9 protein-coding genes and 1 riboswitch are annotated in these 13763 nt (G+C 42.1%); all 9 genes read left to right on the top strand.

Going from position 1 to position 13763, the window contains the following annotated elements:
• Window positions 1–36 precede the first annotated feature (36 nt).
• The 9 genes from AC07NA_RS14750 to AC07NA_RS14710 all read left to right on the top strand — a co-directional run bounded on the left by AC07NA_RS14750 (window position 37) and on the right by AC07NA_RS14710 (window position 13452).
• The gene (locus tag AC07NA_RS14750) at window positions 37–957 is read left to right on the top strand and encodes a M28 family peptidase (RefSeq protein WP_494898319.1); all 921 of its coding nucleotides are present in this window, start codon (window positions 37–39) and stop codon (window positions 955–957) included.
• A gap of 123 nt (window positions 958–1080) precedes the next feature.
• The gene (locus AC07NA_RS14745) at window positions 1081–1968 is read left to right on the top strand and encodes a bestrophin family protein (RefSeq protein ID WP_494898317.1); all 888 of its coding nucleotides are present in this window, start codon (window positions 1081–1083) and stop codon (window positions 1966–1968) included.
• A 485-nt stretch (window positions 1969–2453) separates the two neighbouring features.
• Window positions 2454–3053 (top strand): RNA polymerase sigma factor, encoded by a 600-nt coding sequence (locus tag AC07NA_RS14740; protein ID WP_494898316.1) that lies wholly within the window; start codon window positions 2454–2456, stop codon window positions 3051–3053.
• A 95-nt stretch (window positions 3054–3148) separates the two neighbouring features.
• Entirely contained in the window at window positions 3149–4402 is a 1254-nt protein-coding gene (locus tag AC07NA_RS14735) for a FecR family protein (RefSeq protein WP_494898315.1), read from the top strand.
• 534 nt (window positions 4403–4936) lie between these two features.
• Window positions 4937–8323: a TonB-dependent receptor gene (locus tag AC07NA_RS14730; protein ID WP_494898314.1), complete on the top strand. Its 3387-nt coding sequence runs from the start codon at window positions 4937–4939 to the stop codon at window positions 8321–8323.
• 49 nt (window positions 8324–8372) lie between these two features.
• A complete protein-coding gene (locus AC07NA_RS14725; RefSeq protein ID WP_494898313.1) occupies window positions 8373–10262 on the top strand; it encodes a RagB/SusD family nutrient uptake outer membrane protein in 1890 nt (629 codons plus the stop codon).
• 37 nt (window positions 10263–10299) lie between these two features.
• Complete coding sequence (locus AC07NA_RS14720; RefSeq protein WP_494898312.1) at window positions 10300–11484, top strand: DUF5000 domain-containing lipoprotein; 1185 nt, start codon at window positions 10300–10302, stop codon at window positions 11482–11484.
• Window positions 11485–11514: 30 nt separating this feature from the next.
• Complete coding sequence (locus AC07NA_RS14715; protein ID WP_494898311.1) at window positions 11515–12630, top strand: DUF4998 domain-containing protein; 1116 nt, start codon at window positions 11515–11517, stop codon at window positions 12628–12630.
• A gap of 165 nt (window positions 12631–12795) precedes the next feature.
• Window positions 12796–12909, top strand: a riboswitch (SAM riboswitch).
• Window positions 12910–13005: 96 nt separating this feature from the next.
• A complete protein-coding gene (locus AC07NA_RS14710; protein ID WP_494898309.1) occupies window positions 13006–13452 on the top strand; it encodes a protein-disulfide reductase DsbD N-terminal domain-containing protein in 447 nt (148 codons plus the stop codon).
• Window positions 13453–13763: the final 311 nt, after the last annotated feature.

Raw genomic sequence — 13763 nt, 5'->3', positions numbered from 1 at the left:
GCCGGATTCTTCGCTTGCAATTTATTAGCTAATTTGATGAGGATAAAAAAGATCGTATCTGTCTTATGGTTTACGCTCGTAACGTATGGTTGTTTTGCGGCTTCAACGGTGGATACGGCAATAATAAGATCGCACTTAAAAGCCATTTCAAAAACCGGGCAATACCGTACGCATAAAAATATTGATCAGCTTAACAGTACGGCCGCGTATATTAAAACGATATTTGAGCAATACGCAGATAGTGTTAACCTGCAAGAGTACACAGTAGATGGAAAGACCTACAAAAATGTGATCTGTTCCTTCGGTACCAACCATCAAAAGAGAATAATTGTAGGTGCGCATTACGATGTTTGCGGTAATCAGGAAGGCGCGGATGACAATGCCAGCGGCGTAGTTGGTTTATTGGAGCTGGCCCGGCTTTTAAAAGGGCAAAAACTGAATCACCGTATTGATCTGGTAGCGTATACACTGGAGGAACCTCCGTACTTTCGTACCGAATATATGGGCAGCTACATCCATGCAAAATCACTTGCCGATAGCGGTGTCGCCGTCTATGGCATGATCTCGTTGGAAATGATAGGTTATTTCAAGGATGAAAAAAAGTCGCAAAGTTATCCTTTGGGTCCGCTCTCCCTATTTTATGGTAGTAAGGGAAACTATATAACGCTGGTTAAGAAGTTTGGAGCAGGAAAATTCGTTAATGAATTTTGCAAAACGTTCAAGTCATCCAAAACTATTTTAACCAAAAAGTTCAGCGGTCCGCCGTCATTGCCGGGGATTGACTTTTCAGACCATCTTAATTACTGGAAGTTCGGTTTTAGCGCGTTAATGATCACTGATACCTCTTTTTACAGAAACAAGAACTATCATCAACTTACCGATACGATGGAGACTTTAGATATATTTAGAATGGCAAAGGTAATTGACGGTGTTTTCCGAACATTAGTTATGCTATGATCAATCAATTGCTGTTAATGCGGTCTTTTACTGAAGGGTAAAACTTTCTGATACACTTGTTGTTTCACTATCGTTTTGGCATATATTTAGAATGCCGGATTAACCCTTATAAAATTTGATACTATGCTGCTTGCTAAACAAATTTCCATTGTCTATTTCTTAAAATTAATAAAGTGGGATGTGTTGGCCGTGTTTTTATACGCCTGTTTAGTAGGGGCAATGGATTACCTTACATTTTTTAAGGAACTCTCTATTCCACTAAGCGTTTCCGCCATGATTGGAACGCTGTTATCTCTGCTGTTAGCTTTTCGTACTTCGCAATCATACGAACGGTGGTGGGAAGCCCGCGTTGTTTGGGGGGCTATTGTTAATGATAGTCGCACGCTGATCAGGCAGTTAGTACAGTTTCTGCCAAATGACGATCAAAAGGCAGGTTATATTAAAGATTTCGCGGTAAGGCAGTCAGTTTGGTGTTTTGCCCTGGCAGAGGGGTTAAGGAAATGTCCGGCTACACAAAAAGTTGAAGAATATATGCAGCAACTTGGTGCCGATAGTGATAACAGACCCAATTTATTGCTTTCAAAACATGCGGAACAACTGGCCTTATTGAGCGACCGCTACGATCTTAACCCAAACAAACAGGTACAGCTGGATAGTACAATTCAGCGGTTAACAGATTCTATGGGTAGGTGCGAACGCATTAAGAATACCGTGTTCCCGCGTTCTTACAGCGTTTTGATCCACTTTTTAATATACGTGCTAACTACTATATTCCCTTTTGGGCTTGATGACCACCATTGGGCAATTGAAATATGTTTGGCTACCATGGTGCCTGTTTTGTTCATTGCCATTGAACGGACCGCTATTTTAATGCAGGATCCTTTCGAAAATAAGCCGACAGATACCCCCATGACCGCGCTTTCTAAAACAATAGAACGTAACCTGATGGAAATGGCTAATATGCCGGCACCGGTACAAGCAAGCCCAAAAGCTACATTCTACCTGATGTAAACACGTCATGCCTTTCAAAGTAAAACGATGCTGACCACCTATAATCAGCATTGGGCATTATTTGATTACCTGAAGGGGATACCCCCATCGGGAAAACACAGCTATGTTTTTTAATACACTATAACCAATACAATACGGATTACTGCACTCGCAGTAAACAAGTTGGCAGCAAGAGGGTTCAGGAGGGTTGTTAAAAAAAATAAAATGATTTTTGAAATAACCAATTAAAATTAACCATTGTAAAGAACAGCTTCATTAATAACCATATGAAGTTGTTACCTGTAAGGGGTTCTTAGTTTTGTGCAAATACGGGCATTACGTAAGTAATGGCAGGCGCTTTAATTGGTAAATATTGTTATCGCATTTATTTAAGTTTCATTAACCAATTAATAATTAACCTATCAACAAAAGATGGACCCATTAGTTGCCACCACCGCAATTTGTAAGCAAGATCAGCTAATTCACCATATTTAAATGTTTGGCCAATGATGATCTCTTGTAACAGCAAATCTGATTTCGAACTGACCGACTTAATGAAGCAGGGCAATGTGCTTGCTTTTACCCTGCTTTACAAAAAGTACAGTGGTAAAATGTATGCCAATATGTTTAAAATGGTTAAAGACGAGCAAGTGGTAGAAGAAATGATACAGATTCTGTTTTCGCGAATCTGGCAGCAACGGGCAACCATCTCTTATGAAACTGATTTTTCAGCTTACCTTTACCGTGCGGCATCAAATTTGGTTTGCGATTTTTACCGGAGGCTGGAGAGCGACAAGAAAATGCGTGCCCATTTTAAATCAACCATTACCGAAGAATACTCGCATATAGAAGAATCAATTTACTATCGTGAAAGTAAAGACCTCTTAGAACAAGCCCTTGCATGCTTATCGCCGCAACAACGGCACGTTTACCAGTTATGCAAAATTGATGGCTGTAGCTATAAAGAAACAGCGGCCCAACTGGGCATTTCTCCCTATACGGTTAAAGAATATCTTTGCAAGGCAAAATACCTGGTTAAAGCCTTCATGTCGAAAAAAATGGAATCAGTTGCCAGTTTAATTGTTTTCATTCTATATTTATATTAGCTAAAGCGATGCCGGCCAGGTAACAAAAATGATGGATACGGACAAGCATCCCCCCATATTGCTTAGCCGTACGTCTTTAGGTAAAGCATTGATGAATGAACGACCAGGAACTATCTGCATTATTTGAAAAACTGTTAAAAAACGAATGTTCGGAAGAAGAAGCTGACCGTATTTTAGCCCTTTTTGCAGATAAGGATCTCGATAACGATCTGAAATCCTTAATTATAACCCAGTTACAGAAACAGCCTGCCGCGAATTTAAAAAACGCTGTGAGCGATGATGTGCAAAAATCGCTCGATTTAGGGTTAGATGAAATCTTAAGATCAAACCCTTCTCAAATTCCGCCCAAACGCAATATATTATTCACCAAACGCATATTGTATGCCGCTGCTGTTACATTCGTATTTATTTCGGTGGTGTTTTATTATTTCACAAAACAAACGCATAACCCAACACTTGCTGCCAAGCCCCAAAAGCAATTGATAGTACCCGGCAGCAATAAGGCTATTTTAACTTTAAGCAACGGGGTACAGATAAACCTGGCAGATGCCTCAAACGGTGAAATTGCCAAACAAGCCGACATCTCCATTAAAAAAACGAAAAGCGGGGTACTTGTTTACGAGGATAGAGTAAAAGCGGATGGTAAAACGGTTAATACTGCCGGGCCGCTGCTTAATACCATTACCACCCCTAAAGGTGGCCAATATGAACTTGTATTGCCCGATGGATCAAAGGTTTGGCTCAACGCGGCATCATCACTTAAATATCCCGCGCAATTTACCGGTAATGAACGCGTAGTTGAATTAAATGGCGAAGGCTACTTTGAAATTATGTCTATTCAGCGGCTAAATACCAAATCGGGTAAGGCAGAGAAAATGCCTTTTATAGTGATGAACAACAACCAACGGATCGAGGTTGTGGGCACAAAGTTTAATGTAAACGCCTATACCGACGAAGAGGATATTAAAACAACTTTGCTTACAGGGGCGGTAAAAGTGAGTGTTTTACAACAGGGTGAAAAACGGGAGGGAAATGCACCTGTAATGTTATCACCCGGTCAGCAATCAACAGTGGCAGATAATAATCTTAACATAAAGGCAGTTAACACCGAACTTGCCGTGGCCTGGAAAAACGGAGTTTTTCAATTTGATAATGAAGACATAAAAACTGTAATGCGAAAGATTGCACGGTGGTACGATGTTGAGGTGACCTACCAGGGTAATATGGACGGCAAAGTGTTTTCAGGTACCATATCCAAATATAAAAACGTAAATGATGTGCTAAAGATGCTCCAATTTACCGGCAGCGTTTCCTTCACCATAAAAGACCGAAAGATCATCGTATTCTAACCGCTGTATCCGCAGCCCGAATTAATAATTAAACCGTCAGTTCGGTATCGGAAAAATCCCCTCCAGCTCGTATCGTAGAATTGGTTTTAACCTCTAATTACCATCGCGTTACAGCAGTATGCCATAAAATGATGGTATTGATACTTATTATTTAAAAATATTAAATAAAGTTCGGCAATTACTCCCCCCGTTTTTTTCTGTCAACCGTCTTTATAATAACCGTGCCTAAATAATACGAGCCCGGCTGTGGTTTGCCATGCTTAAGCTATGGCAAAAGAACATAGCCCGTTGCTCTGTTTATAATATGAACCGAAATAATACTTGTTTTTAAATAATAAAAAGGAGAGATGCTTATGGCTTAAATATTACTTACTCAGCTTCAGTAAAAACAAAACCAGGAGCGGTTGCGACGCCCCTGGCCAATGCTGGCTTACACAAGTCATCACGTTACTTCAACAGTTATCACTTCATAAACCAAACACTCAAATGTATAAAACTTATACGGCATTTTGTTGTGGCCTAAATTCCCGCGTAATGCTCAAATCCATCAAGATAATGAAGCTTACCATTATTTTATTAATTGCTACACTTTTACAGGCCAGCGCTGCCAGTTACGGGCAAAAGGTGAGCCTTACGGTAAAGGAGGCGAAGCTCGAAAGTATTTTGAAAGAAATTAAAGCGCAAACCGGCTTTAATATTCTTTACAACCCAAATTCGCTGAAGGGGGCCAAGCTCATCAGCCTCGATATTAAAAACGCCTCTGTTGATTACGCTTTGCAAAAGTGTTTTGAGGGGCAGCCGGTTACTTACCTTGTTGAGGAACAAACCATTATTGTTAAAAAGAAGCCCGCGCCTGTAGTGGCGAAAGATTTGAGGGCGCCCATTCAAAAAATTACCATAACGGGTACTGTACGAGATTCTATAGGTACGCTGCCAAGTGTAAGCGTGGTTATTAAAGGTACCGTAATCGGTACAAAAACCGATGATAACGGAAAGTTCGTTTTGGATGTGCCCAATGAGAACGCGGTGCTGGTGTTTTCTTTTCTTAGCTATGTTACGCAGGAGGTACCTGTAAAAGGGCGAACTGTTATAGATGTGGTTTTGAAACCCGATAATAAGGTTTTAACAGAGGTAGTTGTTGTGGGTTTCGGTACACAAAAACGTACGGACCTGGTTGGTTCGGTAACTTCTATTAAAACATCCGACCTGAAAATCCCATCAAGTAACCTTACAACGGCTTTGGCGGGTCGTGCCGCGGGGCTTATCGCTTTTCAACGTGGCGGTGAGCCGGGGCGTGACAATGCCGATTTCTTTATTCGCGGGGTTACCACATTTGGTTACAAAAACAATCCGCTCATATTGATCGACGGTATGGAACTAAGCACCACCGACCTTGCCCGTTTACAGCCCGACGATATCGCCAGTTTTTCTATCCTGAAAGATGCCACCTCAACCGCGGTATATGGCGCGCGCGGAGCGAATGGCGTAATATTGGTAACCACCAAACAAGGTAAGGTAGGCAAAGCGCAAATTTCAGTGCGTTTAGAAAACTCTGTATCGGCACCGGTAAGAGACATTGAAATGGCGGATCCGGTTACTTACATGCGCCAATCAAACGAAGCCATATTAACCCGTAACCCGCTGGGGCAAACACTATATAGCGACGAGAAGATAGCCAATACCGCAGCAGGAGCAAATCCGATCATTTTCCCGGCGAACAACTGGAAGAAGCAAATTTTTAAGGATTATACCCTGAACCAGCGTGCAAACTTAAATGTAAGTGGGGGCGGTGAAGTTGCAAAGTACTTTATATCGGGCGCTATCAACCGGGATAACGGTATGCTAAAGGTAGATCACCGCAATAATTTCAACAACAATATCGATCTGAAAAGCTATTCTCTTCGCTCAAACATTACTGTAAACCTAACCAAATCAACAGAAATGATCGTCCGTTTAAGCGGAAACTTTGACGATTATACAGGGCCTTTAGATGGTGGTGCCGAAATGTACCGCAAAGTAATGCGCTCAAACCCGGTACTGTTTCCGCAGGCTTACCCGGTAGATGCTAATCACGCCTTTGTAAAACACATTATGTACGGCAATTTTGACCAGGGCCAGTATACCAACCCTTATGCCGATATGACACGGGGGTACATGAACTATTCCAGATCGTTGATGCTGGCGCAGTTAGAGGCCAAGCAAGATCTGTCGGGTTTGGTGAAGGGGCTTAATTTGAGTGCCATGATGAATGTTAACCGTACCTCATTCTTTGATGTAAGGCGGGCATACAACCCATACTTTTATACGCTTACCGGGTACGATCCGCAGGATAATGCCTATTTCATAAAAAACATTAACGAAACCACGGCGACAGAATATCTGGATTATAACCAGAACCCCAACAACAGGCAGCTGAACTCTACTTTTTACACACAAGCCATGTTAAACTACAGCAACCAGTTTGGCAAGCATGGGTTTAGCGGTTTGCTTGTATACATGATGCAAAATAACATCAACGCCAGCGCTACCGATCTTCAGCAATCGCTGCCGTTCAGAAACGTGGGCTTATCAGGCAGGGCGACCTACAATTATGATAGCCGCTATTTTATTGAGTATAACTTTGGTTATAATGGTTCGGAGCGGTTTGCTCAGAAAAACCGTTTCGGCTATTTCCCGTCTGCCGGTATCGCGTGGAGCATATTTAACGAGAAGTTTTTTGCAGATCTGAAACCAATTATCAATAACCTGCGCTTACGTGCTACTTACGGTTTTATCGGTAACGATGCGATAGGCTCACCAGCCGACAGGTTCTTTTACCTCTCAAATGTTAATATGAACGCGGGTAACAGGGGCGCTACCTTTGGTAATGGTCAGGGTGGTTCAACATTTTTAAATGGTGTTGATATTACCCGTTATGCCAACGAAGATATAACCTGGGAAAGATCTGCAAAGACCAATCTGGCATTGGAGATCGGGCTTTTCAATAAGTTTAAGATGACTGCCGAGGTATATACCGAAAAGCGCAAGAACATCCTGATGTCGCGTGCCTCTATTCCCGTTACCATGGGTTTAACGGCAGATGTACGGTCGAATGTGGGTGAAGCTTCCGGAAAAGGGGTGGATATTTCTATGGAATACCTGCAAAATATCACTAAAGACTTTTGGTTCCAGGCAACCGGTAACTTTACTTATGCCCGCAGCAAGTTTACCGTGTACGAAGAACCTGTGTACAAAGAGGCCTATCGCAGCCGTATAGGTAACCCCATTTTTCAGGAATACGGATACCTTGCCGAGCGTTTATTTGTTGACGATGCCGAAGCTGCCAACTCACCAAAACAAAATTTTGGCCCGTATGGCGGTGGCGATATAAAGTATACCGATGTAAACCGCGACGGGCAGATCACTGAGGCCGACCGCGTACCGATCGGTAACCCGCGCTTACCGGAAATTGTTTACGGATTTGGATTTTCAAGCGGTTACAAAAACTTCGATTTTTCTGCTTTCTTCCAGGGCCTGTCAAACGAATCTTTCTGGATCGATGCCAACAGCACTTCACCGTTTAACAACCAAACCCAGTTATTAAAGGCCTATGCCGATAGTCACTGGTCGGAAGATTCGCGTAATGTTTACGCGCTTTGGCCAAGGTTAAGCCCGGATATCAATAATAACAATAACCAAACAAGTACATGGTTTATGCGCGATGGTTCCTTTTTGCGGTTGAAGCAAGTTGAACTGGGCTACAGGATTCCGCAAGCTGTACAAAAGGCATTGCACCTGTCAAGCTTCCGCATTTACGTAAACGCGAGTAACCTGCTCAACTTCAGCAATTTTAAGCTATGGGATGTTGAAATGGGTGGCGATGGCCTTGGTTATCCTATTCAGCGGGTGTTCAACCTTGGTTTAAATGTGTCAATAAGGTAATTGTTAGAGGCAAAAATTTATATCTGATAAATTCATAAACATACATATTATGAGAAAATATATTAAGATCGGAGCTTTCGCATTGTGCTGCTTGCTGGCAGTATTAACTTCTTGCAGGAAGTTTCTTGATGTGGTTCCTGATAACGTGGCTACTATAGATAACGCCTTTACAATGCGTACCCAGGCCATGAAATTTTTATTTACCTGTTATTCCTTTATGCCCCGTAACGGACAATTAGGAGATGACCCGGCTATGGTAGGCGGCGATGAACTGTGGGAAATACCGGAGCGAGGAGCCTATTTGGATATGGCCAAAGGCTTTCAAAGTAAAGTTGGCCCGTTAGGCGATAGGTTTCAGTCGATGTACCAGGGCATCAGGGATTGTAATATTTTCCTCGAAAACATTGCGAAAGTGCCTGATATGCAGGAAGAGGAAAAGATCCGCTGGATCTCTGAAGTGAAATTTCTTAAGGCCTACTATCATTTTATATTGGTAAGAATGTACGGCCCTATTCCTGTTATCAAAAACAACCTGCCAATTTCGGCCGATGTTAACCAGGTAAAGGTGGTGCGCGATCCGGTGGATTCTTGCTTTCATTATATAGCGCAACTGCTTAACGAGGCAGCGCCGGGCTTGCCATTAAATATTATTAGTCCTGCTACCGAAGCCGGTCGTATTACCCGCCCTATAGCTTTATCATTAAGGGCAAAGGTGTTGGTTACAGCAGCCAGCCCTTTATTTAATGGAAATACAGATCAGGGTAGTTTGAAAAACCACGATGGAACGCAGCTGTTTAACACTACTTTTTCAAAAACTAAATGGGATACGGCAGCTACGGCTTGTAAAAGGGCTATAGATGTTTGTGATGAGGCCGGTATAAAATTGTATATATACAACCCGGCATTTCAGCAATATAAGCTTACCGATACTATTAATACGCAGCTAAGTATCAGAAACGCTGTAGCCGAAAAGTGGAACAGCGAGATCATTTGGGCGAATACACAATCTAACACCGCCGATCTGCAAAGGCTGATCTCCAATTGGTGGGATCCTCGCTACCTTGACGGTGTAATTACGAGGGGCGAACTATCGCCGCCTTTAAAAATTGCTGAGATGTTTTACACCGGCCATGGTGTGCCAATCAATGAAGATAAAACCTGGAATTATAGCGGGCGTTATGCCTTACGCACCGCAGAGGAGGCTGATAAATTGTATATACGTAAAGGCTATACCACGGTAGGGCTACACTTTGACAGGGAGCCGAGATTTTACGCCGATCTTGGTTTTGATGGTGCCGTTTATTACGGGCAGGGACGCTTTGATGACAGCAAAAACCTTGATCTGTTTTACCTCGAAGGCAAATTTAAACAACGCAATGGTAAAGGTAAATACGGTTATAATACCGTAACCGGGTATAATCTTAAAAAGCTGATCAATTTCCAAAATACCATTAACTCCAATAATGATTATTCTGTTGTTGACTACCCGTACCCAATAATGCGTCTGGCCGATCTTTATTTATTATATGCCGAAGCGGTGAACGAATCGGCAGGGCCGTCGGCTGAAGCGAATAAGTATATCGATTTGGTTAGGAAACGTGCAGGCTTAGGCACTGTAGCGTCATCTTGGACAAATTTTTCTACCAACCCGGTGAAATATCTTAACCAGGACGGTTTGCGCGAGATCATTCAACAGGAACGCCTGATTGAGCTGTCTTTCGAATCGCAGCGATTGTGGGATCTTCGCCGCTGGAAAAAATCGGCAGATGTGTTAAATGACCAGATCAGGGGTTGGGATATGTCGCAAACCACGCCCGAATCCTATTATCGTATCACGGTACTCTACAACCAAACATTTGGTATAAAAGATTATTTCTGGCCAATTTCTGAAGGCAACATGACAGCTAATACAAACCTGGTTCAAAACTTAGGCTGGTAGCCCGTCATCTCAATTGATCAATAATTAAAGAGCAAAAATGAAAAAGATATATTTTATAGGAGGATTGATAGCCGCGCTGATATGGTACGGTTGTTCAAAAGAAGGCAGGTTAGATTTTGTTGATGCCGATTTGCCTGCTCCGGGCCAGGTAGTTGACGTAAAGGTTAATGCAACCCCGGGTGGTGGTATATTAACTTATAAACTCCCGGCAGATGCCAACTTATCATACGTTAAAGCCATATATGAAATACAGCCCGGTGTATTCAGGGAAGCGAAATCATCGAGGTATACAGATACATTAAAACTGGTAGGCTTCGGCGATTCGTTAACACATGCCGTAAAGATATACAGCGTAGGCAGCAACGAAAAGGAATCGGAGCCGCTTTTGGTGAATGTTACCCCCAAAACACCGCCGGTTAAGTCGGTACTTAAGGCTGCGGTTTTTGAAGAAACTTTCGGCGGTGTAAGCATCGCTTTTAAAAACCCGAACAAGGCCGACTTTTCCGTGGTGATACTGCGCGATACTACCGGCAACAACGACTGGGTAACCGTACGTACTTTTTATACAGCAGCTGTTACCGGCAACTTTGCAGCCCGTGGTTTCGAATCTAAGCCTCAAAAGTTCGCGGTGTTTTTCCGCGACCGCTGGAATAATAAGTCGGATACTTTAATCAAAACACTTACACCTAAGTTTGAAATTGAAATCCCTAAAAATACCTTCAGCAAACTGGTGCTCCCTACAGATCAGACCCAACTTGCCGATCCGGGTTATAATATCGAGAATATTTGGAATGGCTTGGCCGACAGGAGACTTTACGCGTCGTCAAACGCTTCATCACTTCCGCAATGGATCACTATTGATCTGGGTAAAAAGGTGCTGTTGAGCCGGTTTAAGCAATGGATGGAATCAAACGACCATTGTTATACAGGTTCAGGTTTAAAGATCTTCGAGTTATGGGGCTCAAATTCTCCCGACCCCGATGGAGGTTGGACACAATGGACCTTGCTGGGTAAATTTGAAACCTTAAAACCATCGGGCCTGCCACTGGGGCAAAAAACGAGTGAAGATGTCAACTATGCAACCAACCTTGGCTGCGATTTTAACTTTGATATTCAACCGCCTGCTGTACGGTACCTCCGCTTAAAATCATTAGAAACGTATAGCAGTCCCGGCCAGGTGGTAATAATGGAGATGGCTTTCTTTGGCCAAATTGTACAATAGCTATTTAATTAATTATCATAAAATAATATTATGAAAAGGATATTCTATGTCGGGATCATACTGATCTTTACGATGTGCATTGTTTCAGCTTGCCGTAAAATGGAAGAAAGCTACAAGCAATATGTAGTTCCGGGAGGGTTAACTTATGCCGGGAAAGCGACCTCACCTAAGGCCTATTCGGGCTTGAACAGGGTAAAGATAGCCTGGCTCAGAGGGTCTGATCCATCTGTAATAAAGGCTAAAGTTTACTGGAACAATTTTGCTGATTCCCTGTCTGTTGATATTCCGCCATCGGGCGATACCATAAGTGTTACTATTGAAAATCTGCTTGAAAAAAAGTATACATTCACAATTCGTACTTACGACGGTAAAGGCAATTCATCAATACCGGTTGAAGTAGTAGGCGGATCGTATGGCGAAAAGTACCAGGCACAATTGCTGACAAGGCCCGTAAACTCTAATGTGTTAAACGCTAACGGAACGCTTACCATTGGTTGGGGCGGTGCAGATGAATCCAACGGGGCTTATGCATCAGAAGTTAAATACACGGATGTATCCGGTAAGGAACAACACAAAATATTTTCGGTGAAATCTTTAGTTTCAGAAATACCGGACATGAAACCCAATACCAATTACCAGTTCAGAACCATATTCAGGCCTGATACGTTGAGTATCGATAATTTTTACACTTCATATACCGATGGCAGCGGCCTGTTTTCCTTCAACAAAAAAAGCTGGAAAATAATCAGTTACTCAACCCAGCATTCTGATGGTGATAACGCGGTGATCAATTTTATTGACGGGAACGAAGCAACCCGCTGGCATACATGCGCAGGCTGTTCAAGCTACCCGCACTTTGCTACCATAGATATGGGGGTAGAACGAACCATTACCCAGTTTGGCGTTTGGCGCACCACATTTGAAACAGGCGGAGACGACCGCGGGCCGGATAAATTTGATTTTTTAACCAGTGTGGATAATGTAACATGGGTAAACCAGGGTTCATTCAATTTTAACCGTTTAATAAATGGCGAACAAAAATATTTACTTCCTAATAAACCAAAGGCAAGGTACTTTAAGTTTGTAGGCACCCAAGGCCCGCAAAGCTATATGGTGATGGGGGAGATAAGCACTTACGGATTGTAACACCACTTAAAAATTAGCATAAAAAGCTCCGCTGAGATTCTTCTTCGCGGGGCTTTTTTTATTGGTTATTATGTGCTTTTGATATTAATTATAAAAAATTCTATAAATTCTATGGATATTATAGTTTATATCATATATTTGTATCAGATAACACGTTCTTTATAGTACTTATCCAGAAAGACAGAGGGAAAGGCCCTATGATGTCTTAGCAACCTGTACATCCTCATATATGTAAAAGGTGCTAACTCCTGCTTCGCGATATGCGGAGATAGATAAGATAAAAAGATTTCCAGATACATAGCTGTCTCTTTTTGCCTCTCAGGATAAGTCAAATACCAGGAACATTAATTTGACATACAAAGCAGCTATACAAGCATGAAAAAAATATACTTATTATCATTTATACTCTTACTAAGCTTTGGCGCTTACAGCCAGATACAGGAACCTGTTAAATGGGCTTACGCAGCGAAAAAAACGGGCAATAACGAGGCCGTAATATTTGTTAAGGCTACTATTGATAAAGGCTGGCACATTTACTCGCAAAACATTGCCGAAGGCGGGCCAACTAAAACAGAACTGAAGTTCGCCGCGTCGGCAGATATTTCGCTGGTAGGTAAACCATCCGAGCCAAAACCCATTAAAAAGTTTGAAAAGTACTTTGGGGTGAACGTTGCCTATTTTGAAAAGCAGGTAATATTTCAGCAAAAAATAAAGCTTAATAAAAGTAACCCGGTAGTAAAAGGCACTATCACATTTTTAGCGTGCAGCAATAAAGAGTGCCTGCCGCCTGAGGATATTGAATTTACCGTAGCGGTAAAATAATACACCCGTAATAAAAAAAAATACTGCTATAATAATTATAGCTAAACCTTACACATATATCAATATACCACCGATTGATTTATAAATAGGAGGGAACAGTGCAACACCCGTGAAGCTGACCGAACAGGAAAGGCAGTGGGTTTAAATCTGATCCTGACAAACTGAAATTAAATTTATAAAGAAATGAAGAACGGTATTTTTGATGGCCAAACCGCATTGCGCAACTTAAACAGCTATTGCTTAGCAGTTTTACCCGGTTGCTGCTGTTGTAATTAAAGATTTTTTACCTGTCTGTTAACCCGGATACCGCC

The sequence above is a fragment of the Mucilaginibacter sp. GW821-FHT07G05 genome, from assembly GCF_059418565.1.
The sequence above is the reverse complement of the archived record's forward strand: the minus strand, read 5'-3'. Positions and strand labels throughout refer to the sequence as shown.